Genomic DNA, 23,940 nt, shown 5'->3' on the forward strand with positions numbered 1-23,940 from the left:
CATAATGCCCGGCGCCTACCACCTTGCAGAGTCTAGGGAGTCAGCTTGTCAACGCCTGTCGAACCCTTGCGTTTGCTGTTATTGGCCCAAGAGCCAGAGTGGTCAGCAATACTGCGCGAGTGCCTGGTGCCCATGGGGCCCTCGGTCGTGTTGATCAGCGCCCCGAGCTGGGAGTCCGTCAGCAGCCTGTTCGAAGACAATCGCAACGCGGTGTTGCTGACTGTTGCGGCGTTGCAGCCGACGCCGGGCCGTTGCAGCCTGCCGACCATCCTGTTGCTCGAGCACGAGCCGGCGGTTGCCCCCGACGGTGCCAGCGACTGGTTGGTGCGCGATGTCCTCGACAGCGCGACCCTGCGTCGTTGCCTGCGCCATGTGCGCGAGCGCGGCGTGCTGGAAAACACCCTGCAGCGCCTCGCCGAGCAGGATCCATTGACAGGCATCGCCAATCGCCAGGGTTTCCAGACATTGCTGGCGGCGCGCCTGGCGGAAAATGACGGCCGAGGCCTGGCCCTCGGTCACTTGGACCTGGACAACTTTCGCCACGCCAACGACGCCCTCGGTCACCAGGCCGGCGACCGTTTGATCCTGCAAGTGGTGTCGCGGCTCAAGGGGTCGCTCGAAGCCGGCGATCAATTGGCGCGGCTGGGCAGTGATGAATTTGCCTTGCTGATCGACACCCGCCGCGCACCGCAGCGGGCCGAATGGATGGCCGAGCGTATTACCGAAGCCTTGGCCGAACCCTATTGGGTGGACGGCGAAAGCCTGCTGATCGGTTGCAGCCTGGGCGTCGCCCATGCTCGCGCCCAGGCTGGCGCCGATCCGCTGATGTGGCATGCCCACATCGCCATGCAGCAGGCCAAGAGCACCCAGGGCTGCACCTTTCATATCTTCAACGAGCGCATCAATCGCAATGCCCGCAGCCTTGCCGACCTGGAAAGCGAACTGCGCCGGGCACTGCGCCGTGACGAGCTGGAATTGCATTACCAGCCGCGCCTGGACCTCGATGGCGGCCACATCGTCGGCCTCGAAGCCCTGGTGCGTTGGCGCCATGGCGAACGCGGCTTGTTGCCACCGAGTGAGTTCGTGCCGCTGGCCGAACAGAGCGGCCTGATCGTGCCGTTGGGCTACTGGGTGATTTCCCGGGCGCTGCGGGACATGCAGGCCCTGCGCGAACGGGGGCTGGCGCCGTTGCACATGGCGGTCAACCTGTCGTTCCGGCAGTTCCAGGACAGCCAGTTGCTGCCGACCTTGAGCCGACTGATTGCCGAGCGGGGTGTCGAGGCGCAATGGCTGGAGTTCGAACTCACCGAAACCGCGGTCATGCGCCGCAGCGAACTGGTCAAGCAGACCATGGATGCCCTGGGCCGCCTGGGGGTGCGCTTCTCCCTGGACGACTTCGGCACCGGGTTCTCCTCGTTCGTGCACCTCAACAGCCTGCCGATCGCCTTGCTCAAGATCGACAAGAGCTTCGTCGGCGGCATGGAGCAGCGCGAAGAGAACCGCAAATTGGTGCACGCCATGATCAACCTGGCCCACAACCTCAACCTGGAGGTGGTGGCCGAAGGTGTGGAAACCCAGGAGCAACTGGACCTGCTACGCGGTTTCGGTTGCGACCAGGTGCAGGGCTTCCTGATCAGCAAGCCGTTGCCGTTGCCGGAATTGGTTGAGTACTTGACGTTCGAAGGTGATCAGCACTCCACACACGACGTCGTGGTCTGACGCAAAACCTTGTGGGAGCGAGCTTGCTCGCGATAGCAATAGGTCTGTCACATCGATTTTGACTGACACACCGCTATCGCGAGCAAGCTCGCTCCCACAAAGGCATGGACTTCACTTGGCCTGAATGGCTTCGAAACCGGGCTGCCCAGCTTCACTGCGAATCATCCGCTTCATCTTCCATTCAAACGCCAGGGTCAGGCTCACGGCCGCGCAGGCCAGCCCCAGGGCCAGGCCCCACCAGACACCGGTCGGTCCCCAGTTCAGGTGGAACGCCATCCACCACGCCGACGGTGCCCCGATCAGCCAATAGCAACCCAGGCCCACCAGGAAGGTGGTCTTGGCGTCCTTGAGCCCGCGAATGCAGCCCATGGCGATGGTTTGCGTGCCGTCGAACAGCTCGAACCACGCCGCCACCGCCAACAGGCTCACGGCCAGGTTGATCACGTCGCGGAACGCCGGGTCATCGTGGTCCAGAAACAAGCCGATCAATTGATGGGGCAGCAGCCAGAACACCATGGCGAACGCCAGCATCGCGGCCGCGCCAAAGCCAATGCCGACCCGACCGGCCAGGCGCGCCCTCAACAGCTGCCCGGCGCCGTAGTGCTGGCCGATGCGCATGGTGATGGCGTAGGACATTCCGGCCGGCACCATGAACGCCACCGAGACGATTTGCAGGGCGATCTGGTGGGCCGCCAACGGCGTGCTGCCCATGGTGCCCATGCACAGCGCGGCGAACGCGAACAGCCCGACTTCCACCGCATAGGTGCCACCGATCGGCAGGCCCAGGCGCCACAGCTCCTTGAGGTATTGGCGATTGGGCCGCGACAGCCCATCCAGCAGCGGATAGGCACGGTAGGCCGGGTGCCGATGGATGTGCCAGGCCAGGGCCAGGGCCATGCAGTTGGCGACAATGGCCGTGACCAGGCCGATGCCCATCAGGCCGAGTTTTGGCAGGCCGAACATGCCGGTGATGAGCGCGTAGTTGAGCAGGAAGTTGGCCACCGTGCCGCCGAGGCTGATCACCATGACCGGCGTGGCCCGGCCGATGGCGCTGGTGAAGCCGCGCAGGGCCATGAAGCTCAGGTAGCCGGGCAGGGCGAACGGCAGCGCCAGCAGGAACTGGCCGGCGGACAACACGTTGGTTTCGGTCTGGCCGAACATCAGCAGTACGGGCTTGAGATTCCACAGCAGCAACCCGGCCATCAACGCCATCAACCAGGCCAGCCAAAGCCCTGCCTGGGTCAGCCGGGTGGCGCCTTCGACATCGCCCGCGCCCTGGCGGATCGCGACCAGGGTGCCCACCGCGGCGATCACGCCGATGCAGAAGATCGACACGAACGAATAGGTGGCCGCTCCGAGCCCGCCCCCGGCGAGGGCTTCGGGGCTCAGGCGCGCCATCATCACGGTGTCGGTGAGCACCATGAGCATGTGCGCCAACTGCGAGGCAATCAACGGCCCCGCCAGCCGCAGGATGGCCCAGAGTTCGGTACGCACCGGATGCCGCATGATCATCACGCTCCATGTTCAAACAAGGCAGTAAAGCGACGATTCTCGGCGCTCTTGGCGGATTGCACAAAAGGATAAAAAAGATCGCTGGCATGATTAAAACTCATGCTGGATGGGTTTCTGGTAGGGTTTGCAGACCAAGCCATGGAGCTTTTGCGATGTCCCGTCGTCTTCCTCCTCTTTATGCGTTGCGGGCATTCGAAGCCGCGGCGCGCTATAGCTCGTTCACCCGGGCCGCCGAAGAGCTGTCGATCACCCAGAGCGCCGTCAGCCGGCACATCCGCACGCTGGAAGATCACTTTGCCTGCCGGCTGTTCCTGCGCAGCGGCCGCAACCTGCAGTTGACCGAGGCGGCGCGGTTGCTGCTGCCGGGCGTGCGCGAGGGTTTCATGGCGCTGGAGCGGGCCTGCCACACCTTGCATGGCGAAGACGGCATCCTGCGCATGAAAGCGCCTTCCACGCTGACCATGCGTTGGTTGTTGGCGCGCCTGAGTCGCTTCCGGCATTTGCAGCCCGGTAACGAGGTGCAACTGACCAGTGCCTGGATGGACATCGATTCGGTGGACTTCAACGTCGAGCCCTTCGATTGCGCCGTATTGCTGGGCAACGGGCATTTTCCGGCGGACTGGGAGGCCAGTTTGCTGTTTCCCGAGGAATTGATTCCGGTGGGCGCGCCGAACCTGTTGAACGATCAGCCCTGGGATGTGGCGCGGCTGGCCAGTGCTGAGCTGTTGCATCCGACGCCGGATCGCCGGGACTGGCGCAACTGGCTGCAACGCATGGGCCTGTCCGACAAGGTCTCGCTCAAGGGGGGGCAGGTGTTCGATACCCTGGAGCTGGGCATGATCGCGGCCGCACGTGGCTATGGGGTCTCCATGGGCGACCTGCTGATGGTGGCCGAGGACGTTGCCCAAGGGCGCCTGAGCCTGCCATGGCCGACAGCTGTCGCCAGTGGGGAACACTATTACCTGGTCTGGCCGAAAACCCGGCCGGGAGGTGAACGTTTGCGCCGGCTCAGCGACTTTCTCCAAGGCGAGGTCAAGGCCATGCAACTGCCTGATGTACAACGTCTAAGCTGAAACGTTGAAGTTGGCGTGCTAGCCACTTGGCACTAATCCGTGCAAACCGCTCAAGTATTTGGCTTTGCCGCCGAATCCGTGAACATGGAACCCTCGTTCAGAAAGGGTCTACTTACACCTCACCCGAATAAAATGCCGAGCGTGCGACGTGATCAGGATGATCCGGTCTCTCGGCCAGGAGCCGTCATGTCTCAACCCCGCGCCCGGATCGCCTCACAGCTAGGCCTTGCCCTTGCCGTGATACTGGCGATCGTGATCTCCGGCAGTACCGTCTTCGCCTTGCGTTCGCTGGACGCTGCCAACCTTGCCACCCGTGAAGAGCACCTGGCCAGCGAAGCGCGCCTGATGGCCGATCAGCTCAATACGTTCCACGGCACTTTGCGCGAGAGCACCCAGCGCTTGGCCGGTCTGTTCGAAAAGCGCTTCAGCGCGGGCCTGAGCGTGCATCCGGACCAGCCGGTGACGGTGGCGGGCGTACAAACCCCAGGCTTGAGCCTGGGTAGCGAAGTGTTGAACAACAACTTCAAGGAAGTGGATGACTTCAAAGCGATGACCGCTGGGGTCGCCACGGTATTCGTGCGCAGCGGCGACGATTTCATCCGAGTCAGTACCTCCGTCAGCAAGCAGGACGGTACGCGGGCCATCGGCACCGTGCTCGACCGTGCCGGCCCCGCCTACGGTCCGGTGATCAGCGGGCAGAGCTACATTGGTCGGGCCCTGCTTTTCGGGCGCTTCTACATGTCGCAGTACACGCCTGTGCGCGACAGCAGCGGCAAGATCATTGCCGTGTTGTACGTAGGCTTCGATTACACCGATGCGCAGAACGCACAGTTCGAGAACCTCAAGCGCTTCCGTATCGGTCAGACCGGCTCCCTGGCGCTGCTGGACGAACAAAACAAATGGCTGGTGCCGCCCGCCGGCGTGCAGGCGCTGGACAACGCTACCACCGCCATCACCGGCTTGATCAAAAAGCCGGGCAAGGGCGCGTTCTGGGCCGATACCGCCGAAGATTTCTACAGCGTTGCCGTACCGTTCGAGGGTGGGCCGTGGGCGGTGGTGGCGAGCATGCCGAAAACCGAGATCCGCGCCGTGACCTGGAGTGTCGGTACGCAATTGGCCATTGGCAGCCTGCTGGCGATGCTGTTGGCGGTCGGTTCGGCAATGTGGTTGTTGCGTAGCAAACTGGCGCCACTGGGGGATCTGGTGCGCCAGGCCGAAGCGTTGGGTGCTGGCGACCTGAGCGTGCGCCTGAACGTGTCGAGCCATGACGAAATCGGTCAGTTGGCCCGTGCCTTCAACCAGATGAGCCAGGCGCTGTCGACCATGGTCGAGCACATCCGCAAGGCCTCCCAGGAGGTCAACAGCCGCGCCCAGGCCCTGTCCGGGTTGTCCAGCGGGGCGTACGAAGGCATGGAGCAGCAATCCGGCGAAATCACCAGCATGGCCGGCGCGGTGGAAGAGTTCAGTGCGACCTCCCTGAACATTGCCGACAACATGGGCAACACCGAGCGCCTGGCCCAGGAAAACGCCCAGCAAACCCGCATTGGCCGGACCTCGATGGATGAAGCGTCGTCGTCCCTGGAACAAATCGCCGGCGCGCTGAACAGCACGGCCACGGTCATCAATACCCTGGGCCAGCGTTCCCAGGAAATCGGCGGCATCGTGGGGGTCATCACCTCGATTGCCGAGCAGACCAACCTGCTGGCCTTGAACGCCGCCATCGAAGCTGCCCGCGCCGGCGAGCAGGGCCGTGGTTTCGCCGTGGTGGCCGATGAAGTCCGCAGCCTGGCGTCCCGCACCCGCCAGGCCACTGACGAAATCTCCAGCATGATCAACAGCATCCAGCAGGAAACCGGCAATGCCATCAGCACGATGGAACAGGGCAACCTGTTGATGCAGGAAGGCCTGTCGCGCAACGCCAATGTGGCCTCGGCCCTGGCGCGAATCGATGAGCAGAGCCGTTCGGCTGGCCAGCAATTCGCGGCGATCACCACCGCCACCCAGGAACAAAGCAGCACCGCGACCCTGCTCAGCAGCAACCTGCAGAGCATCGCCATGGCCAACAGCGAACAGCGCCAAGTGGTCTCGAACCTGGCGGTCACCGCCAAGGAACTGGAAAAACTGGCCCAGGACCTGCGCCAAGAGGTTGATCGGTTCCGCTGAAGCCTCTCACAAGCCCGCTCCCAGAGATTCCCTGTGGAAGCGGGCTTGCTCGCGATGACGGCTGCGCAGCCAACATCATCTCAATCTGACCCACCGCCATCGCGAGCAAGCTCGCTCCCACAGTTTGATTCCGAGTGAATACGAACCCGGGCCACCCTCGATTCCCTGTGGGAGCGAGCTTGCTCGCGATGACGGCTGCCCAGCCAGCATCATCCCAATCTGACCCACCGCTATCGCGAGCAAGTTCGCTCCCACAATTTGATTCCCAGTGCATACCAAACCCGGGCCACCCTCGATTCCCTGTGGGAGCGAGCTTGCTCGCGATGACGGCTGCCCAGCCAACATCACTTCAATCTGACCCACCGCTATCGCGAGCAAGCTCGCTCCCACAAATCGCTGTCGATCATGTAGCCGTGATTTTTTAAGGGTATTGCTGTTTTTAAGCTTGCTGAAACGTTTCTTCAAGTCTATAAAAACCGCACAACTCCAATAAAAGGTCGCGTCCATGACTCCGCTCAAACTCCTCATTACCCTTGGCGCCTTGGGCGCTGCCTCCCAGGCGATGGCTTGGGATTACGTCCTGCTGGATACCGACAAAGCCGCCCAACCCTGGCAAATCACCAGCCAGCAGCTCGGCGTGAAAACCGACAAACCTTTCTCTGTGACGATGCGCACCCTGCACGGTGGCCGGCAAGAGGGCGTCAGCATCGTTGATATCGACAACGGCACCCTGAAGCTTTCAGTCGTCCCAACCCGTGGCATGAATGTGCTGCAGGCGTCGGTCGGGAATGTGCGCATGGGGTGGGATTCGCCGGTCAAGGAAGTGGTCAACCCGGCGTTCATCGAGCTCAACGGTCGAGGCGGCTTGGGTTGGCTCGAAGGCTTCAACGAGTTGGTCACCCGCTGCGGCTACGAATGGGTCGGCCATCCCGGCATGGACAATGGCGAGCTGCTGACCCTGCATGGCCGCGCCGCCAATATTCCGGCCAACAAAGTCACCTTGCACATCGATGAAAAACCGCCCTACGCCATCACCCTGCGGGGCGAGTTGAAGGAACAGGCGTTCAAGAAGGTCGATTTCTCGGTGCAGACCGAACTGGTCACCGAGCCTGGCAGCGTGACGTTCGCGCTCAGCGACACGCTGACCAACAACGGCGATTACCCGAAGGAGTACCAAGCGCTCTACCACAGCAATTTCAGCACGCCTTTCCTGGAACAGGGCGCTCGTTTCGCGGCACCGGTCAAGCAGGTCTCGCCGTTCAACGACAAGGCCAAGGGCGACTTGCCCGATTGGCAAACCTACCGGGCCCCGACCAAGGATTACGACGAAACCGTCTACAACGTCGTGCCCTACGCCGACGCCAAGGGCGACACCCTCACCGTGCTGCACAACAAGGCCGGCAGCCTCGGTGTGTCGGTAGGCTTCAACACCAGCACGCTGCCCGTGTTCTCCCTGTGGAAAAACACTGATACCCAGGGCCAGGGCTACGTGACCGGGCTGGAACCAGGCACCAGTTTTTCCTACAACCGCCGGTACCAGCGCCCCCTGGGCCTGGTGCCCACGATCGGGCCGAAGGAGCACAGGCAATTCCAGATCCACTACAGCCTGTTGGCGGACAAGGGCGCTGTGGATAAAGCGCTCAAGCGCATCGATGCGATCCAGAACGGTCAAAAAACCGAGGTCCGGGAAACACCGTTGGTAGACCTGAGCAAACCGTAACGCGGTTCACGCCGTAGCCGGCCGATACTGCAGCGCTTCGGCCAGGTGCTCGCGGCGAATGTTCCCCGCTTGCTCCAGGTCCGCCAGTGTCCGGGCGACCTTGAGCAGGCGGTGGGCGGCGCGCAGCGACAGGGTCAGCCGCTCGCAGGCGGTTTCCAGCCAGGTTTCATCGGTTGTGGATAACGTGCAATGCCGGCGCAACCCCGGTAGATCAAGGAAGGCGTTGGCGCAGCCCTGGCGGTCGTGCTGGCGTTCCCGGGCTTCGGCCACGCGCTCGGCGACCGTGGCCGTATCGTCCCCGGGTTCGAGCCTGGGGTTCAATGCCGTGGCTTCCCGGGCGACGGTCAGATGCAGGTCGATACGGTCCAGCAGCGGGCCGGAGAGTTTGTTGCGGTAGCGCTGCACCATATCCGGTGTGCAGGCGCAACGGCCGCTGGGCTCGCCAAGATAGCCACAGGGGCAGGGGTTCATCGCCGCCACCAACTGGAAACGGGCAGGGAAGCGTACTCGGTCCCGGGCGCGCGAGACCACGATGTGCCCTGACTCCAGCGGTTCTCTCAAGACCTCCAGCACCTTGCGGTCGAACTCCGGCAGCTCATCCAGAAACAGCACGCCATGATGGGCGAGGGTGATCTCCCCTGGCTGCGGTTTTGACCCGCCACCCACCAGCGCCGGACCGGAAGCCGAGTGGTGCGGCTGGCGAAACGGACGTTGCGGCCAATGGCTCAAGGGTACGCAACTGGCCACCGACTGGATGGCTGCGACCTCCAGGGCTTCGCTCTCGGCCAGTGGCGGCAACAGCCCTGGCAAACGGCTCGCCAGCAAGGTCTTGCCGGTACCCGGTGGCCCGCTGAACAGCAGGTTGTGGGCCCCCGCGGCGGCAATCAGCAAGGCCCGCTTGGCCCCGGCCTGGCCTTGTACTTCATTCAGGTCGGGGTAGGGCTTGCTGGCCGAGAGCAGCCCATTGGAGACGAATGGCTCGACCGGCGTGTGGCCGTTGAAATGCGCCACCGCTTCGAGCAGGTGATCCACGGCGATCACCTTCAGCCCCGAGGCCAGGCAGGCTTCCTCGGCATTGGCCCGTGGTACCACCAGCATGCGCCCGGCCTTGCGCGCCGCCAGCGCCGCAGGCAATACCCCACGCACCGGACGTACCGCGCCGGACAAGGCCAGTTCACCAAGGCATTCCACGTCGTCCAGCGTCAGGGTCGGCACCTGCACGCTGGCCGACAGGATCCCCAAGGCGATGGCCAGGTCGAAGCGGCCGCCGTCTTTTGGCAGGTCCGCCGGCGCCAGGTTCAGGGTGATGCGCCGCGCCGGAAAATTCAGCCCCGAGTTGATGATCGCGCTGCGCACCCGATCCTTGCTTTCCTTCACCGCCGCCTCCGGCAGGCCAACCATCGTCAGTGACGGCAAGCCATTGGCCAGGTGGACTTCAACGGTAACGGCAGGAGCCTCGACCCCCACTTGGGCGCGGCTGTGGACAATGGCGAGCGACATAAATCGTTCCTTGAGTGAATGAGAGGCCGCGTCCTGCGACTTTTGAAGGGTAGTCGTGGGGATGAACTTGGGCGCAGCAATTGAGGGGAGAAAATTTGGCAGGATGTTTCGACTGTCAGTGACAGCCGAGGCGGCAAGCGCGATACGGTTCAGCCGACGCCATCCTTCACCCGCCCAAGCGAAATGCCCGGGACCGGCCTAGACTCCGACTTGCCCAGTCGGCACTTGGCGGTATCAACGGCACAGGGAGGAAGTGGCCATGAATGATCTGCTGGCTCTGTTAACTGACAAGCGCTTCATGCCCCACGGGCATTGCTACATGTGGCGTCCGGATCTGCTGTGGACGAATGTGATCGCCGATAGCTTGATCGCCCTGTCCTACGTCACCATCCCCTTCACGCTCCTGTACTTTATCCACAAGCGCAAGGACGTGCCGTTCGACTGGATGCTGGCGGCCTTTGGCGTGTTTATCCTGGCCTGCGGGACCAGCCATGTGATGGAGATCCTGACCATCTGGCAGCCTTATTACTGGTTGATGGCGCTGGTCAAGGTCATCACCGCGATTGCTTCGGTGATTACCGCCATCCTGCTGGTCCGGCTGGTGCCGGCGGCCCTGAAGATCCCCAGCCCGCAGCAATTGGCCAAGGTCAACGACGAGTTGCGCGAGGCCCAGGCCGAACTGGTCACCACCGCCCGCCGCGCCGGCATGGCGGAGATCGCCACCAATGTGCTGCACAACGTGGGCAATGTGCTCAATAGCGTCAACGTGTCAGCCCAGGTCCTCTACGAGAAGGTGCACACCTCCAAGGGGCCAGGGGTGGCCAAGGTTGTCCAGTTGATGAAGGAGCATCCCGACGACCTCGGCGACTTCATCAGCAGCGACCCGAAAGGACGCGCGCTACCGGACTATCTCGACAAGCTGGCCGACGCGCTGGCCGTCGAGCAGCAGGGCATGATCGCCGAGTTGGCACAGTTGACCCGCCGCATCGACCACATCAAGGAAATCGTCGCCACTCAGCAATCCTACGCCGGCAACGCCAGCGTGCTGGAGCCGGGCTCGTTGCGTGAGCTGGTCGAGGATGTCGTGCGCATTTGCGATGTGTCCCTGGCCCGTCACCACATCACGCTGATCAAGGAGTTCAGCGATATACCGCAAATGCCACTGGACAAGCACCGCGTGCTGCAGATCCTGGTCAATCTGATCAATAACGCCAAGCAGGCGCTGGACGCGGGTGTGAACCGGCCACCGCGGATCGTCCTGCGCCTGAAGGTGGTTGATGATGGGCGCGTGCGGGTCGAGGTCGAGGACAATGGCGAGGGGATTGCGCAGGACAATCTTGCGCGGGTGTTCGAGCACGGCTTCACCACGCGTGTCGATGGTCACGGCTTTGGTTTGCACAGCTGCATTCTGGCGGCGCACGAGATGGGCGGCGAGCTGACGGCGCAGAGCGCGGGGCCGGGCCAGGGCGCGCTCTTTATCCTGGAGCTGCCGCAGGCACAGACCCCGGAGCAGTCTCAACACGCTGCGAGTGGTTGAGTGGCCCGCAGGGGCTGCTTATTCCTGGGCTGGAGCCAGTCGTGCTTCCAGCTCAGCGACCTTGGCCTCCAGGCTTTCGAGCCGTGCTCGGGTCCGGGCCAGCACGACCATCTGGCTGTCGAATTCTTCCCGGCTTACCAGGTCCAGCTTGCTGAAGCCGCTTTGCAGCAGGGCCTTGAACTGGCTTTCGATTTCGCTTTTGGGCAGCGGCGTGTCGCCACTCAAGATACGGGAGGCGTGGCCGCTCAGGGCGTCGAGGAGGTCTTTGGGCGCAAGCATGTGCAGGTGTCCTGGAAACGATGGCGGGCAGTGTACCACGCAGTGTCTATAGTCAATTCGCCAGCCAGGGATGCACGCTTTTCGCGCATGAGGCCGGGCGGCGCTGCACTGTTGTTGTGCGTATCGCTGCGGTTCGTGGTGCGGTGCACGTCGAGCCGGTGGCCAAGGGACTGAAATCAGAGGGTTTGGGTGCAGATGGCAAGGTTTCTGCTTAGAGGCTGATGACCCATGCACTGATGCAGTCGCTGTGACGAATGCAGTGCAGCAGGCGGAACGGGGAGTTTCGTCAGGATCGGTTAACTGGCACCTGTCGGGCAACTTGGGCCGACGACGCGTTACAAAGCCAGGCACTGCGCTTAGACTTGAGTCGGGTTTGTTTTCCTGGGGCAAGTCCACCAATTCGGGAGAAAGTTTCATGAAGCTAGTCACTGCCATCATCAAGCCGTTCAAGTTGGACGACGTGCGCGAGTCGTTGTCCGAGATCGGCGTGCAGGGCATTACCGTTACTGAGGTCAAAGGCTTCGGTCGGCAGAAGGGCCACACCGAGCTGTATCGCGGCGCGGAGTACGTGGTCGATTTCCTGCCCAAGGTGAAGATCGATGTCGCCATTGACGACAAGGATCTGGACCGGGTGATCGAGGCAATCACCAAGGCCGCCAACACCGGCAAGATCGGTGACGGGAAGATCTTTGTGGTCAATCTGGAACAGGCTATCCGCATCCGTACCGGCGAAACCGATACCGACGCTATCTAAGCCGCCAAACCCAACGCCCCAGGAGAAAACAATATGACTCTGCGTAAATTCGCAGGGCTAGGAGCCCTGTTGTCCTTCGCAATGCCTGGCCTGGCCATGGCAGAAGAAGCGGCAGCCCCTGTCCTGAACTCCGGCGACACCGCCTGGATGCTCACGGCCACGATTCTTGTACTGTTCATGACCATTCCAGGATTGGCGCTGTTCTACGGCGGCATGGTCCGTTCGAAGAACATTCTTTCCGTGATGATGCAGTGCTTTGCCATTACCGGTCTGATCAGCATCCTGTGGGTCATCTATGGCTACAGCATCGCGTTCGACACCACCGGCATGGAGCAGGGCGTCGTCAACTTCAACTCCTTCATTGGCGGTTTCGGCAAAGCGTTCCTGGCAGGTGTCACGCCAGCCAGCCTGACCGGCCCGGCGGCGCTGTTCCCTGAAGCGGTGTTCATCACCTTCCAGATGACGTTCGCCATCATTACCCCGGCCCTGATCGTCGGTGCATTTGCCGAGCGGATGAAGTTCTCCGCCATGCTGATCTTCATGGGCGTGTGGTTCACCCTGGTGTATGCACCGATTGCGCACATGGTCTGGTCCGGCAACGGCGGCCTGATGTGGGACTGGGGCGTGCTGGACTTCGCTGGCGGCACCGTGGTGCACATCAACGCCGGTATCGCCGGTCTGGTGGCGTGCCTGGTATTGGGCAAGCGCAAAGGCTTCCCGACTACGCCAATGGCACCCCATAACCTGGGTTACACCCTGATGGGCGCGGCCATGCTGTGGGTCGGCTGGTTCGGCTTCAACGCCGGTTCCGCTGTCGCCGCCAACGGCACTGCCGGCATGGCGATGCTGGTGACCCAGATCGCTACCGCTGCGGCGGCGCTGGGCTGGATGTTTGCCGAGTGGATCACCCACGGCAAGCCAAGCGCGTTGGGCATTGCCTCGGGCGTGGTGGCCGGCCTGGTTGCAATCACCCCGGCTGCCGGCACCGTGGGCCCGATGGGCGCCCTGGTCATCGGCCTGGCGGCGGGCGTGGTGTGCTTCTTCTGCGCCACCACCCTCAAGCGCAAGCTCGGTTATGACGACTCCCTGGATGCCTTCGGCGTGCATGGCATCGGCGGTATTCTCGGCGCGATCCTGACCGGTGTGTTCGCCGCACCGGCCTTGGGTGGCTTCGGCACCGTGACCGATATCGGCGCGCAAGTGTGGATTCAATTCAAGGGCGTGGGTTTCACGGTGGTCTACACCGCGATCGTCACCTTCATCATCCTCAAGGTCCTGGACGCCGTAATGGGTCTGCGTGTCACCGAGGAAGAAGAAGCTGTGGGCCTGGATCTGGCCCAGCACAACGAGCGTGGCTACAACCTGTAAGTACGCGCAACAAAAAATGCCCGGTTCGCCGGGCATTTTTTTGTCTGGAGTTTGTCATTGCTCACAAGGTGTGGCGGTTTTTCCGACGCCTTTTGTTGTGGATGCGACATGGGTTTTTATACCGCCAAAGGCTTACACCGAAGCAAGAATATTAGGGCCTTTGTTTTTTCCCAGAGCGCGCTAGAATGCGCGCCGAACGTGCGGAGATCTGTATGTGGCAACAGACGCTGATAACCCTGCGGGCAAGGCCCCGGGGCTTTCATCTGGTGACGGACGAGTTGCTGGCCGGCCTGCCTGAAGTCCAGGCGTGTCGTGTCGGTCTGTTGCATCTGTGGCTGCAGCATACCTCGGCCTCGTTGACCATCAACGAGAACGCCGATCCGGCGGTACGTCGAGACTTCGAACGATTTTTCAATCGGCTGATCCCACAAGGAACCGCCGGCTATGAGCACAACGACGAAGGCTTGGACGACCTCCCGGCGCACTTCAAGGCCAGTGTGCTCGGTTGCCAGCTCAGCCTGCCGGTTACGGCGGGACGGCTGGCATTGGGAACCTGGCAAGGTGTTTATCTGGGCGAGCACCGTGATCACGGCGGTGCTCGTAAAGTCCTCGCCACCTTGTACGGTGAAGGGGCATAACCGCTGATTGCCAGCGGATGTTGAATTTTTTCTGGCAGCCTTCGAACAGATGGCGAAGCTGGGCTATAACTAATCTGCTTTTCGCAAGTCATGAGGTAGAACATGAGCGACGATGATCTGGAAAACGACGACCTCGAAGTAGGCGACGAAGACGAGACCGAAGAAGGCCTTGAAGTGGCGGCTGAAGACGTTGCCGAAGACGATGGCGCCGACGTTCCGACGCCTACCGCCAAGGGCAAGGCCAAGGCCGCGGTGTCGGTCGACGAGTTGCCGAGCGTAGAGGCCAAGAACAAGGAGCGTGATGCCCTCGCCAAGGCCATGGAGGAGTTCCTGGCCAGGGGCGGTAAGGTGCAGGAAGTGGAAGCCAACGTGGTCGCTGATCCGCCCAAGAAGCCTGACAACAAGTACGGCAGCCGCCCTATCTGAGTATCGGCTTCTTGCTTGCTGAAAAAGCCCGCCGTCGCTGCGGGCTTTTTCATGGGCGCGATTCTACTCCGGGCCAGGCGCAGTCCCTGTGGGAGCGAGCTTGCTCGCGAAAGCGGTGGGTCTGTTGGCATTGATGTTGGATGTGCCGCCGTCATCGCGAGCAAGCTCGCTCCCACAGGTTTTTTGGTGGGCGGGGAGCTGCGGGCCACAGCCGCTCCAGGGTGGGAGCGAGCTTGCTCGCGATAGCGGTGGGTCTGTTGGCATTGATGTTGGATGTGCCGCCGTCATCGCGAGCAAGCTCGCTCCCACAAAGGGCTTTGGCGGTTGCGAAGCAGGGTTCAGGGTTGGCTATGCCAACCCGCCAACAGCCCCGGCAGTTCGGTCAGGCTGCGAATTTCCGCGTCCGGCGCATGGTCGGCATTCCAGGGCTTGCCTGCCGGGTTGAACCACACCGCGCGCAGGCCGGCCTGTTGGGCGCCAGCGATGTCGTCGCCCGGGTGATCGCCAACGTGCACGGCGGTCTGTGCCGTGGCGCCGCCGCGCTGCAGGGCTTCGTGGAACAATCGGGCGTCAGGCTTGGCGATGCCGATGTCTTCGGCGCACAAGGCGAACTTGAAGTAGTCCGCCAGCCCCAGGCGTCGCACGTCGGCGTTGCCATTGGTGACCACGCCGAGGGCGAAATGATTGGCCAGGATTTCCAGGGTGGGCTGCACCTCGGGAAAAATCTCCAGCTGATGACGGGCGTGCAGGAACGTCTCGAAGGCCTGGTCCGCCAGTTCAGAGGCGTGCCACTGGTCGTAGCCGGCTTCCTGCAAGGCACGGAACAGCACCCGCCGGCGCAGCGCACTGATGCGATGCTTGAGGTTGGGTTCTTCGCGCAACACTTGCTCGCGGATCGAAAAAAGATGCTCCACCGGCAGCCCGCCCAGGTTCGGTGCGTTGTCGCTCAGCCATTGGCGGAGTATGGCTTCGGCGCTGGCGATTACCGGGGCGGTGTCCCACAGGGTGTCGTCCAGGTCGAAAGTGATGAGTTCGATGGTCATGATTCGTCGCCCTTGATGCGTTTGGCCCTGGGGTGGGCACTGTCGTAGACCGTCGCCAGGTGCTGGAAGTCCAGGTGGGTGTAGATCTGGGTCGTCTTGATGTCCGAGTGGCCCAGCAGCTCTTGAACGGCGCGCAGGTCCTGGGAGGATTCCAGCAGATGGCTGGCGAAGGAGTGCCTGAGCATGTGCGGGTGCAGGTTCTGCCCCAACTCGCGTTCGCCGGCGGCCTTGACCCGCAGCTGAATCGCCCGCGGGCCGAGGCGCCGACCGCGTTGGCTGACGAATACCGCGTCGTCGGCGGGGTTGGCCAGGGCCCGCAGGGGCAGCCACAGCTCCAGGGCTTCACGGGCCTTGCGGCCGACAGGCAGCAGGCGGGTCTTGCTGCCCTTGCCAAGCACCTGGACCATGCCGTCGGCCAGGTCCAGTTGATCCAGGTTAAGCCCCGTCAGCTCCGAAAGCCGCAGGCCGGAAGAATAGAACAGCTCGAGAATCGCCTGGTCGCGCCGGGCCAGGAAGTCATCTTCGACGGCGCCTTCAAGCAATTGCAGGGCGCGGTCGGTGTCGAGGGTCTTCGGCAGCCGGCGTTCGCCCTTGGGCGGTGCCAGGCCGGTAGCCGGATCGTGATCGCACAGGCCTTCGCGATTGAGGTAGTGATACAGGCCGCGCACCGCCGACAACAGTCGCGCCAGGCTGCGGGAGGACTGTCCCTGTTGATGCAGGCGGGCGATCAGGCTGCGCAAGCGCTGGATGTCCAGGGCCGACCAACTGCCGATGTTCTGCTTCTGGCACCAGCCCAGTACTTTTTCCAAGTCGCGGCGATAGGCCAACAACGTGTGGGGCGACACCTGGCGCTCACTGCGCAGGTGTTCGCAGTAGGCGTCCAGTTGCCGCTCCATCATCAGCGTACCGAGCGCAGCGAACCGGCGACTCTTGGCAGCACCCGGCCGGTGACTTCGGCGATGTAGCTCAAGAACAGCGTGCCCACCGAACTCTTGTAGTGCTGCGGATCGCGGCTGGCGATGGCCAGTACGCCATGCACGCCCTGGTGGGCGATGGCGACGACGGCAGTGGAGCCGATCTGCTTGCGCTGTTCTTCGCCGAACAGGAAGTCCAACTCATGTTCGCGCAGGCTGCCGCTGACGCTTTTGTTTTCCGTGAGCAGGCCGCCGATGGCCGTCTGCGCTTCGGCGTGGGTCACCCAGCGGCCCACCGGCATGGCGTTGTCGCCAAACAGGATCAGGCTGACAAAGGGCACCTGGAAGTCCTGGCGCAGGCTGTCTTCGACGCTCATGACCAGGTCTTCGAGGGTGCTGGCGTCCATCAGGGCCAGGATCAGCCGACGGGTCTTGTCGAAGAGCCGGTCGTTGTCCCGGGCCACGTCCATCAGGTGCGAAAGACGATGGCGCATTTCGATGTTGCGCTCGCGCAGGATCTTCATCTGGTGCTCCACCAGCGACACGGTGTCGCCGCGCCGGTGGGGGATGCGCATCGTCGCAAGCAGTTCTTCATGCTCGACGAAGAAGTCCGGATGAGCCTCCAGGTAAGCGGTCACCGCCGCGACTTCTGGAAGGCTGGGAGATTCGTCGGGCTGTGGGGCTGGAACCTGTGGCTGATCGGTCATGGGTTTGGCTCACTCAAAGACGAACTTGTCCTTCGTATACGCGCACTGCCGGGCCGGTCATCATCACCGGTTGGCCAGGGCCTGCCCATTCGATGGACAGGCGCCCGCCGGGCAGGTCGATCAACAATGGCGAATCCATCCACCCCTGGCTGATCGCAGCGACGGCAGCGGCACAGGCGCCGGTACCGCAGGCCTGGGTTTCCCCGGCACCGCGCTCCCAGACGCGCAATTGTGCGCGGTGACGGTCGATGACTTGCAGGAAACCGACATTCACCCGCGCGGGGAAGCGCGGATGGTGTTCGATTTTCGGCCCCAGCTCATGCACCGGGGCGCTGTTGATATCGGCCACTCGCAGCACGGCATGGGGGTTGCCCATGGAGACTGCCGCCAGTTCCACCGTGTTGCCATCGACTTCCAACGGATAGCTCAGGGCCTGGGCCGGCGCTTCGAATGGAATGTCCGCCGGTACCAGGCGCGGAGCGCCCATGTTGACGCCGATCTGGCCGTCGCTGCGCACATCCAGTTCGATGATGCCGCTCTTGGTCTCGACGCGGATCTGCCGCTTGGCGGTCAGGCGCTTGTCCAGCACGAAGCGGGCGAAGCAGCGCGCGCCGTTGCCGCATTGCTCCACTTCCGAACCGTCGGCGTTGAAGATCCGATAACGGAAATCCACGTCCGGGTTGTTGGGCGCCTCGACGATCAGCAACTGGTCGAAACCGATACCGGTGTGCCGGTCTCCCCATTGCTTGGCATGCTTGGGCAGGATATGCGCGTGCTGGCTGACCAGGTCGAGGACCATGAAGTCATTGCCCAGGCCGTGCATCTTGGTAAAACGCAGCAGCATGGTTTTACTCCGGCAGCAGGCTTTCGCCGGCAAACAACTCGGCTACCGTCTCGCGGCGACGCACTTCGAATGCCTGATCACCGTCCACCAGCACCTCGGCGCAACGGCCGCGGGTGTTGTAGTTGGAACTCATGACAAACCCGTAGGCACCGGCCGAATGCACGGCCAGCAAGTCGCCTTCTTCCAGCGCCAGCTCCCGACCCTTGGCCAGGAAGTCACCGGTTTCGCAGATCGGCCCGACGATGTCGTAGGGGCGGGCCGCGGTGGCGCGAGGGCGCACGGCGGTGACGTCCATCCACGCCTGGTAGAGCGCCGGGCGGATCAGGTCGTTCATCGCCGCATCGACGATGGCGAAATCCTTGTGCTCGGTGTGCTTGAGGTATTCGACCTGGGTCAGCAGCACGCCGGCATTGGCCACGATATAGCGGCCGGGCTCGAACATCAGCGCCAGGTCACGGCCTTCGAGGCGCTCGCGCACCGTCTTGATGTAGTCGGCCACCAGCGGCGGCTCTTCATCGCGATAGCGCACGCCGACACCGCCACCCAGGTCGATGTGGCGCAGGTAGATGCCGCAGTCGCCGAGGCGATCGACCAGCGCCAGCAGGCGGTCGAGGGCATCGATGAAGGGTTCGAGGGTGGTCAGTTGCGAGCCGATGTGGCAATCGACGCCCAGCACTTCCAGGTTCGGCAGCTGGGCGGCGCGTACGTACACGTCCTCGGCGTCGGCAATGGCGATGCCGAACTTGTTTTCCTTCAGGCCGGTGGAAATGTACGGGTGGGTGCCAGCGTCGACGTCCGGGTTCACGCGCAGGGAAACCGGCGCGCGAACGCCCAGCTCGGCGGCGACAACCTGCAGGCGCTCCAGCTCATCGGTGGATTCGATGTTGAAGCAGTGCACGCCGACTTCCAGGGCGCGGCGCATGTCTTCGCGGGTCTTGCCGACACCGGAGAACACGATCTTGTCGGCGCTGCCGCCCGCGGCCAGTACGCGCTCGAGCTCGCCACCAGAGACGATGTCGAAACCGGCACCCAGGCGCGCCAGGACATTGAGCACGCCCAGGTTGGAGTTGGCCTTGACGGCGAAACATACCAGGTGCGGCATGCCGTCGAGAGCATCGGCGAACGTCCGATACTGGGCTTCGATGTGGGCACGGGAATAGACATAGGTCGGCGTGCCGAAACGTTCGGCGATCGCGGACAGGGCAACTCCTTCCGCGAACAGCTCCCCGCCACGGTAGTTAAAAGCGTCCATGGCGTTCCCTTAGTAAGTGGTGTGGGTGTCGTGCGAGTGTGTCTTGGATTGCGACGACTTGGCCTGTTCTTCAGGGGACTTGCTGTCATCAGGCAGGTACAGCGGACCTTTTTGACCACAGGCTGTCACGAGGCAGGCAACCGCGACGAGCGCAGCAAGGGAAGAGATCAGGCGCTTCATGGCGAAATCCTTGAAAATGCGTTAATTGCGCCGGAGTATACCGGCCACCCGTCAGCTTGCCTATGCAACGGGGCGCCCGTCCGGCGGCACTGTTGTCGTTGATCGGTATATCCTTTGCAATCGCCGGGCGGCGTCCGTATCTTGCGGCGCTTGAGCATGAGCAGACATTTTCGAGGTTGCCGCAAATGAGTTTGAGTGAAGCCCGTTTCCACGATCTGGTCGATGCGACCCAGCAAACGCTGGAAGATGTGTTCGATGACAGTGGCCTGGACATTGACCTGGAAATCTCCGCCGGTGTACTCACCGTCAAGTTCGAAAACGGCAGCCAACTGATCTTCAGTCGCCAGGAGCCGTTGCGGCAGCTGTGGCTGGCGGCGGTCTCCGGTGGCTTTCATTTCGACTACGACGAGGAAAGCGAGCGCTGGATGTGCGACAAGAGCGAAGAGCAACTGGGCGAGATGCTCGAGCGCATCGTCAAGCAGCAGGCGGGCGTGGAACTCGAGTTCGAAGGCCTGTGACGGCGTGATCCAGACCGCCCCGCCACGGCCCCCCAAGCCGCTCTACAGCAACGTCAGCCCCGCCGTGCCGTCGCCGTGCACCAGCGTGTGCAAGCTGGATGAACAGAAGGTCTGCCTCGGCTGTTTCCGCCATGTGGAGGATATCCGCGAATGGCGCTCGGCCGATGATGAGCGCCGGCGGGTCATCTGTGCCGAGGCGGCTAAGCGCAAATCTCTGAGGTAACCATTGGCCTTGGAAGTTTTTGTGGCGAGGGAGCTTGCTCCCGCTCGGCTGCGCAGCAGTCGCAAGATATCGGGGTCGCTTCGCAACCCAGCGGGAGCAAGGGTTCGGCATCTCACATTCGTTTGTTCGTGAACGACCTATTGGTACGGCTAGACCCCGCCCGTCTTGTTTATTTATTGAGCTGTGATAGTGTCCGGCTACGCCTCAATTCGTCGAGGCCCGTGAAAACCCCGCCTTTTTGTGGCGGGGTTTTGCTTTTTTTGTGCAGAAGAAAGGAGTCTGCCTGGATCATGACCGCACCTTCCATCACCCTTACCCGCCTGGACGTACAGCGTCTGGAACGCCTGATCGACAGTCTTGATGAAACGCTGCCAGGCGTGATTGCGTTGCAAACCGAACTGGATCGCGCCGAGAACGTGGTGGGCCACGAAGAAGTGCCTGCCGATGTCGTGACCATGAACTCGCGTGTGCACTGCCGCGAAGAAAGCAGCGGCAAGGACTATCACCTGACGTTGGTTTATCCACAGGACGCCAATGCCGACGAGGGCCGGATCTCGATCCTGGCGCCGGTGGGCAGTGCCTTGCTGGGCCTGAAGGTCGGCCAGCACATCGACTGGCCGGCCCCGGGCGGCAAGACGTTGAAGCTGACCTTGCTGGACGTCGAGTACCAGCCCGAAGCAGGCGGCGACTTCCACCTCTGAGTGCCCGGGTGCTTCAGACCAGGGCCAGCGCCTCGTTCAGGGCGCGTTCCAGGTCGGCCTTGTAGCGCAGGTACAAATTGCTTGAGCAGGCCCCATCGCCCACCAGCCCCGAGAGGTCCAGGTCGGTGATGTAGCAGCGATAGCGCTGGGCTTCGCGGCGCTGTTCGACGATCTCCCTGGCGACCACGCGGAACAGTTGGTCGCCATGCTCCAGTTCGGAAAACTCCTGCTGATCGCAGTACAGGGTGACGTGCACCTGCCCGTGCGCCGCCTTGCCGATGATCGCCTGCACGTCATAGAACGGCTTGTTGACCGGTGTCTGTGGGGCTTGCCGCGCTTCGATCCGGCGCGCCCGGCCACCTGACGGCAGCAACTGGTAGTAGAGGGTTTCCAGGGTCAGCGGCTGGGTGGCGTCCAGCGGCAGCAGGGCGTCGCGGCGGTACAGCACCGATTGCAGAAAGCGCTGCAGCGGCACCAGCAGGCTTTGTTCGTCGTGATAGGGCAGGTGTTGTTGCCACAGCGCGTTGAATTCATCGAGCACGTACAGATCGGCTTCGTCCTCGTTGGTCCGGTAGAACACCTGGATGCACTCGGGCTGGCCCATGGGCAGGATCAGCGCCAGGTCGTGGTCTTCCAGGGCCATCGGGTCCAGGTGCAAGGGGCTGTAGGCCGTCAGTTCCTCGCCCAGGTAATCCATCAGCGCCGACAAACTGCCCAGGGCCACGTGATTGACATGACCGGGCACCAGTTCCAGCACGTGGTAATGCTGCTGGACCTGAAGCAGGTAGCGGTGATTGAGCCTGCTCAACAGCAGGGTCTGCGCCGTTTCGATGACTTCCTCGACACGCCGCGCAATGAATTGGGCGCGGTTGTGGCAGAAGCAGCGCACCTGCAAGCGCGGCTGGCGCTGGGTGACAGGCAGGTCGTTGAGGTAGTCGCGCAGGCAGTCGAGCAGGGCGTGTTCACCGTCGAAACGGTTGACCAGCACTTCATTCCAACTGTTGAGCGTAACCTGGTCGAGGGTCAGCACCAGGTTTTCCCGGACCCCGGCATAGCTCAGGGAGTCGGTACGCTCGGTGGTCATCAGGATATTCAGGTCGCGATGGTGCTTGAGCGGATCGACGCCGACGTTCACCAGGATCAGCACTTCGCTGGGCACGCTGGCGCGCAGTAACTGCGCTTCATCCACCGTGACCAGGGGCAGGGCGATGGACTGTTGCAGGCTGCCCAGCAGGTTGAACAGTTCGAACTCGCTCAGGTCGCTGTCACCTGGGTGCAGCGCCAGGCGCGTGCTGCTGTCGATCACGCCGTTGCGATGGCACCAGGTCAGCAGCTCCAGCAACTCGCGGCAACGCTTGATGGGCGCGAAGTTCTCCCACTCCAGGGCGTTGAGGCTGCCGTTGTACAGGCCCCACTGGTTCTGCCCCGGTTCCTTCTTGTTGGGTGACTGGACCAGCGTCAGGGTGTCTTCGGCCAAGTCCGGCGCGATACCAGGGTTGATGAACTCGACCTTGTCGGCCTTGCGCTCGAAGGCGGCATACAAGCGCCGGCCAAGCACGTTGAGATCGCGCTTGTTGATCAGGCTGACGGTTTTCTCGGTGCGGGCGAACTGGGTCAGGAAGCGGTAGCTGTGGGTGAGTTCGTTGACCAGTGCGCGCCGCTCGTGGCTGACCTGGCGGACTTTCCACTGGCTGCGGCTGTCCAGTAATGCCAGTTGACGCTGGTCCCAGCCCCATTCCCGGGCCAGTCGCTCAAGCAGCACCCGTTGCCAGCCACTGCTGCGCGCCTGGCCGGTGAGTTTGCGATTGACCTTCAGGTACAGCGCACGGCGGATCAACTCCAGGCGTTCGGGTTCGCCACGGGCATCGAGGTATTCCTCGATGCGGCGGTAAACCAGCATGTACGGGTCCAGCTCTTCCAGGTCCAGGCGATTGGCGAACACGGCCTGTTTGAAGCGCAGGCTCAGGCAGCGCACGTTCGGGTGTTCGCTGGCATAGACCTCGGTCAGCAGCAGCTTGAGCACGGACTTGTAGGGCGATTCGATACCCTTGAACAGCTGCCAGAGCCCGGCGCCGACGAATTCGCCCGGCGGAATGTAGGCCAGGTGTCCCAGGTCCAGGGTTTCATCTGCGCGAATGAAGCGCTTGGACATCAGCGTATGGGTGTACTGCTCGTAGTTCTCTTCTTCATAGACCGGCACCAGCCACCAGATCGGCGTGCGCCCGGCCAGCCATATCGCGGTGCGGTAGAACTCGTCCAGCAGCAGGTAATGCTGGGTGGTGCCGCAATCGTCGGAGCTGAGCTGGTTGTCCCGCTCGCCCCGCACGAAACGCGCCGGGTCGATCAGGAAAAAGTGGGCTTCGGCGCCCTGGGTCGCGGCCCAGATCTCCAGCAACTGGCATTTCTTGCGCAGCTCGGCCAGTTCATCGTCGCTCAGGTCCGGCCCGTGGCACACCCACACGTCCATGTCGCTCTGGTCGGCCTGGGCCAGGGTGCCGAGGCTGCCCATCAGGAACAGGCCAAGGATCGGTCGCGGCGGGTTGCTGCCGTGCCGGGGCTTGTAGGAAAACGAACGGGTCAGCCGCTGGGCTTCGGCAAGGACGTTGGCGTCAGGCTCGTAGTTCGACAGCCCGGCGGGCGTGCTGCCGGAGACGTAGCCGGGCAGCAGCGGATGGTTGACGTGGAAAAACAGCGGCAGCAGCGTCAGTACGCCTTGCTGGCGGGGCGACAGGCCTTCGAGGGCGCGCTCCAGCCGCACGGTGTTGAGCTTGAGAAAACGTGCGCGCAACTGGCTCAGCACCTTGCGGTCGATTCCCTCGTCCAGATCGGGGCGTATTTCGTGATTGCGGGTCATGTCAGCTCAAACCGG

The 23,940-nt window shown here is 62.8% G+C and carries 22 protein-coding genes and 1 pseudogene; 13 read left to right on the top strand and 10 right to left on the bottom strand.

Translation table 11 applies throughout. From position 1 onward, the window contains the following. The first annotated feature begins 45 nt into the window (after positions 1–45). On the top strand, positions 46–1,719 hold the full coding sequence (locus AO356_RS12675; RefSeq protein WP_060740077.1) for a putative bifunctional diguanylate cyclase/phosphodiesterase: 1,674 nt from the start codon (positions 46–48) through the stop codon (positions 1,717–1,719). A gap of 111 nt (positions 1,720–1,830) precedes the next feature. Here AO356_RS12675 and AO356_RS12680 read toward each other — a convergent pair whose 3' ends face one another. After that, the gene (locus AO356_RS12680) at positions 1,831–3,225 is read right to left on the bottom strand and encodes a NorM family multidrug efflux MATE transporter (RefSeq protein WP_081015468.1); all 1,395 of its coding nucleotides are present in this window, start codon (positions 3,223–3,225) and stop codon (positions 1,831–1,833) included. Positions 3,226–3,383: 158 nt separating this feature from the next. On the opposite strand from AO356_RS12680, the gene AO356_RS12685 reads away from it, so the two are divergent. The 4 genes and pseudogenes from AO356_RS12685 (at position 3,384) to AO356_RS12695 (ending at position 8,187) form a co-directional block, all read left to right on the top strand. After that, a complete protein-coding gene (locus tag AO356_RS12685) occupies positions 3,384–4,304 on the top strand; it encodes a LysR substrate-binding domain-containing protein (RefSeq protein ID WP_060740079.1) in 921 nt (306 codons plus the stop codon). Between the two features lie 345 nt (positions 4,305–4,649). Then, positions 4,650–5,564, top strand: a pseudogene (locus AO356_RS33375) (Cache 3/Cache 2 fusion domain-containing protein); the annotation flags it as partial. Between the two features lie 180 nt (positions 5,565–5,744). Then, the gene (locus AO356_RS33380) at positions 5,745–6,467 is read left to right on the top strand and encodes a methyl-accepting chemotaxis protein (protein WP_404942927.1); all 723 of its coding nucleotides are present in this window, start codon (positions 5,745–5,747) and stop codon (positions 6,465–6,467) included. 505 nt (positions 6,468–6,972) lie between these two features. Then, on the top strand, positions 6,973–8,187 hold the full coding sequence (locus AO356_RS12695; protein ID WP_060740081.1) for an aldose 1-epimerase family protein: 1,215 nt from the start codon (positions 6,973–6,975) through the stop codon (positions 8,185–8,187). A 6-nt stretch (positions 8,188–8,193) separates the two neighbouring features. Here the strand turns inward: AO356_RS12695 and AO356_RS12700 are convergent, their stop codons facing one another. Further along, complete coding sequence (locus AO356_RS12700) at positions 8,194–9,687, bottom strand: YifB family Mg chelatase-like AAA ATPase (protein ID WP_060740082.1); 1,494 nt, start codon at positions 9,685–9,687, stop codon at positions 8,194–8,196. Between the two features lie 259 nt (positions 9,688–9,946). Between AO356_RS12700 and AO356_RS12705 the strand changes: the two genes are divergently transcribed. After that, a complete protein-coding gene (locus AO356_RS12705; protein ID WP_060740083.1) occupies positions 9,947–11,224 on the top strand; it encodes a sensor histidine kinase in 1,278 nt (425 codons plus the stop codon). An 18-nt stretch (positions 11,225–11,242) separates the two neighbouring features. Here AO356_RS12705 and AO356_RS12710 read toward each other — a convergent pair whose 3' ends face one another. Beyond that, positions 11,243–11,503: an accessory factor UbiK family protein gene (locus AO356_RS12710; RefSeq protein WP_060740084.1), complete on the bottom strand. Its 261-nt coding sequence runs from the start codon at positions 11,501–11,503 to the stop codon at positions 11,243–11,245. A 415-nt stretch (positions 11,504–11,918) separates the two neighbouring features. On the opposite strand from AO356_RS12710, the gene glnK reads away from it, so the two are divergent. The 4 genes from glnK to sutA all read left to right on the top strand — a co-directional run bounded on the left by glnK (position 11,919) and on the right by sutA (position 14,689). Continuing rightward, positions 11,919–12,257, top strand: coding sequence for a P-II family nitrogen regulator (gene glnK, locus AO356_RS12715; RefSeq protein WP_002555808.1), 339 nt, complete (start codon positions 11,919–11,921; stop codon positions 12,255–12,257). 33 nt (positions 12,258–12,290) lie between these two features. Continuing rightward, on the top strand, positions 12,291–13,625 hold the full coding sequence (locus AO356_RS12720) for an ammonium transporter (RefSeq protein ID WP_060740085.1): 1,335 nt from the start codon (positions 12,291–12,293) through the stop codon (positions 13,623–13,625). A 212-nt stretch (positions 13,626–13,837) separates the two neighbouring features. Further along, a complete protein-coding gene (locus tag AO356_RS12725) occupies positions 13,838–14,263 on the top strand; it encodes a secondary thiamine-phosphate synthase enzyme YjbQ (RefSeq protein ID WP_060743109.1) in 426 nt (141 codons plus the stop codon). A 102-nt stretch (positions 14,264–14,365) separates the two neighbouring features. Continuing rightward, positions 14,366–14,689: a transcriptional regulator SutA gene (gene sutA, locus AO356_RS12730; protein ID WP_060740086.1), complete on the top strand. Its 324-nt coding sequence runs from the start codon at positions 14,366–14,368 to the stop codon at positions 14,687–14,689. 338 nt (positions 14,690–15,027) lie between these two features. On the opposite strand, the gene AO356_RS12735 is transcribed toward sutA, so the two are convergent. Genes AO356_RS12735 through lptM form a run of 6 tightly spaced genes read right to left on the bottom strand, consistent with a single transcriptional unit; the run spans position 15,028 to position 19,629 of the window. After that, positions 15,028–15,732, bottom strand: coding sequence for an HAD family hydrolase (locus AO356_RS12735; RefSeq protein ID WP_060740087.1), 705 nt, complete (start codon positions 15,730–15,732; stop codon positions 15,028–15,030). After that, on the bottom strand, positions 15,729–16,628 hold the full coding sequence (xerC, locus tag AO356_RS12740) for a tyrosine recombinase XerC (RefSeq protein WP_060740088.1): 900 nt from the start codon (positions 16,626–16,628) through the stop codon (positions 15,729–15,731). The genes AO356_RS12735 and xerC overlap by 4 nt, the downstream gene beginning before the upstream one ends. 2 nt (positions 16,629–16,630) lie before the next feature. After that, entirely contained in the window at positions 16,631–17,353 is a 723-nt protein-coding gene (locus AO356_RS12745; RefSeq protein WP_060740089.1) for a DUF484 family protein, read from the bottom strand. Positions 17,354–17,366: 13 nt separating this feature from the next. Further along, positions 17,367–18,197 (bottom strand): diaminopimelate epimerase, encoded by an 831-nt coding sequence (dapF, locus tag AO356_RS12750; protein WP_060740090.1) that lies wholly within the window; start codon positions 18,195–18,197, stop codon positions 17,367–17,369. Between the two features lie 4 nt (positions 18,198–18,201). Next, positions 18,202–19,449: a diaminopimelate decarboxylase gene (gene lysA / locus AO356_RS12755; RefSeq protein WP_060740091.1), complete on the bottom strand. Its 1,248-nt coding sequence runs from the start codon at positions 19,447–19,449 to the stop codon at positions 18,202–18,204. 9 nt (positions 19,450–19,458) lie between these two features. Further along, the gene (lptM, locus tag AO356_RS30890; protein ID WP_072406122.1) at positions 19,459–19,629 is read right to left on the bottom strand and encodes an LPS translocon maturation chaperone LptM; all 171 of its coding nucleotides are present in this window, start codon (positions 19,627–19,629) and stop codon (positions 19,459–19,461) included. 185 nt (positions 19,630–19,814) lie between these two features. Between lptM and cyaY the strand changes: the two genes are divergently transcribed. The 3 genes from cyaY to rnk all read left to right on the top strand — a co-directional run bounded on the left by cyaY (position 19,815) and on the right by rnk (position 21,071). Then, positions 19,815–20,147 carry an iron donor protein CyaY gene (gene cyaY, locus AO356_RS12760; protein ID WP_060740092.1) on the top strand — a complete coding sequence of 111 codons (333 nt, stop codon included), beginning with the start codon at positions 19,815–19,817 and terminating at the stop codon, positions 20,145–20,147. A gap of 4 nt (positions 20,148–20,151) precedes the next feature. Continuing rightward, the gene (locus AO356_RS12765; protein WP_060740093.1) at positions 20,152–20,370 is read left to right on the top strand and encodes a DUF1289 domain-containing protein; all 219 of its coding nucleotides are present in this window, start codon (positions 20,152–20,154) and stop codon (positions 20,368–20,370) included. A gap of 290 nt (positions 20,371–20,660) precedes the next feature. Next, positions 20,661–21,071 (top strand): nucleoside diphosphate kinase regulator, encoded by a 411-nt coding sequence (gene rnk / locus AO356_RS12770; RefSeq protein WP_060740094.1) that lies wholly within the window; start codon positions 20,661–20,663, stop codon positions 21,069–21,071. A 13-nt stretch (positions 21,072–21,084) separates the two neighbouring features. Here the strand turns inward: rnk and AO356_RS12775 are convergent, their stop codons facing one another. After that, positions 21,085–23,925: a class I adenylate cyclase gene (locus AO356_RS12775; RefSeq protein WP_060740095.1), complete on the bottom strand. Its 2,841-nt coding sequence runs from the start codon at positions 23,923–23,925 to the stop codon at positions 21,085–21,087. Positions 23,926–23,940 lie beyond the last annotated feature (15 nt).

The organism is Pseudomonas fluorescens (genome assembly GCF_001307275.1).
Lineage (GTDB): Bacteria > Pseudomonadota > Gammaproteobacteria > Pseudomonadales > Pseudomonadaceae > Aquipseudomonas > Aquipseudomonas fluorescens_AA.

Bases quoted from the DNA above. Each gene is read 5' to 3' on its own strand.
- lptM (WP_072406122.1), bottom strand. From the start codon at position 19,629: ATGAAGCGCCTGATCTCTTCCCTTGCTGCGCTCGTCGCGGTTGCCTGC.
- AO356_RS12745 (WP_060740089.1), bottom strand. From the start codon at position 17,353: ATGACCGATCAGCCACAGGTTCCAGCCCCACAGCCCGACGAATCTCCC.
- AO356_RS12735 (WP_060740087.1), bottom strand. From the start codon at position 15,732: ATGACCATCGAACTCATCACTTTCGACCTGGACGACACCCTGTGGGAC.
- glnK (WP_002555808.1), top strand. From the start codon at position 11,919: ATGAAGCTAGTCACTGCCATCATCAAGCCGTTCAAGTTGGACGACGTG.
- xerC (WP_060740088.1), bottom strand. From the start codon at position 16,628: ATGGAGCGGCAACTGGACGCCTACTGCGAACACCTGCGCAGTGAGCGC.
- AO356_RS12775 (WP_060740095.1), bottom strand. From the start codon at position 23,925: ATGACCCGCAATCACGAAATACGCCCCGATCTGGACGAGGGAATCGAC.
- AO356_RS12685 (WP_060740079.1), top strand. From the start codon at position 3,384: ATGTCCCGTCGTCTTCCTCCTCTTTATGCGTTGCGGGCATTCGAAGCC.
- sutA (WP_060740086.1), top strand. From the start codon at position 14,366: ATGAGCGACGATGATCTGGAAAACGACGACCTCGAAGTAGGCGACGAA.
- AO356_RS12710 (WP_060740084.1), bottom strand. From the start codon at position 11,503: ATGCTTGCGCCCAAAGACCTCCTCGACGCCCTGAGCGGCCACGCCTCC.
- AO356_RS12700 (WP_060740082.1), bottom strand. From the start codon at position 9,687: ATGTCGCTCGCCATTGTCCACAGCCGCGCCCAAGTGGGGGTCGAGGCT.
- cyaY (WP_060740092.1), top strand. From the start codon at position 19,815: ATGAGTTTGAGTGAAGCCCGTTTCCACGATCTGGTCGATGCGACCCAG.
- rnk (WP_060740094.1), top strand. From the start codon at position 20,661: ATGACCGCACCTTCCATCACCCTTACCCGCCTGGACGTACAGCGTCTG.
- dapF (WP_060740090.1), bottom strand. From the start codon at position 18,197: ATGCTGCTGCGTTTTACCAAGATGCACGGCCTGGGCAATGACTTCATG.
- AO356_RS12720 (WP_060740085.1), top strand. From the start codon at position 12,291: ATGACTCTGCGTAAATTCGCAGGGCTAGGAGCCCTGTTGTCCTTCGCA.
- AO356_RS33380 (WP_404942927.1), top strand. From the start codon at position 5,745: ATGGCCGGCGCGGTGGAAGAGTTCAGTGCGACCTCCCTGAACATTGCC.
- AO356_RS12680 (WP_081015468.1), bottom strand. From the start codon at position 3,225: ATGCGGCATCCGGTGCGTACCGAACTCTGGGCCATCCTGCGGCTGGCG.
- AO356_RS12705 (WP_060740083.1), top strand. From the start codon at position 9,947: ATGAATGATCTGCTGGCTCTGTTAACTGACAAGCGCTTCATGCCCCAC.
- lysA (WP_060740091.1), bottom strand. From the start codon at position 19,449: ATGGACGCTTTTAACTACCGTGGCGGGGAGCTGTTCGCGGAAGGAGTT.
- AO356_RS12695 (WP_060740081.1), top strand. From the start codon at position 6,973: ATGACTCCGCTCAAACTCCTCATTACCCTTGGCGCCTTGGGCGCTGCC.
- AO356_RS12725 (WP_060743109.1), top strand. From the start codon at position 13,838: ATGTGGCAACAGACGCTGATAACCCTGCGGGCAAGGCCCCGGGGCTTT.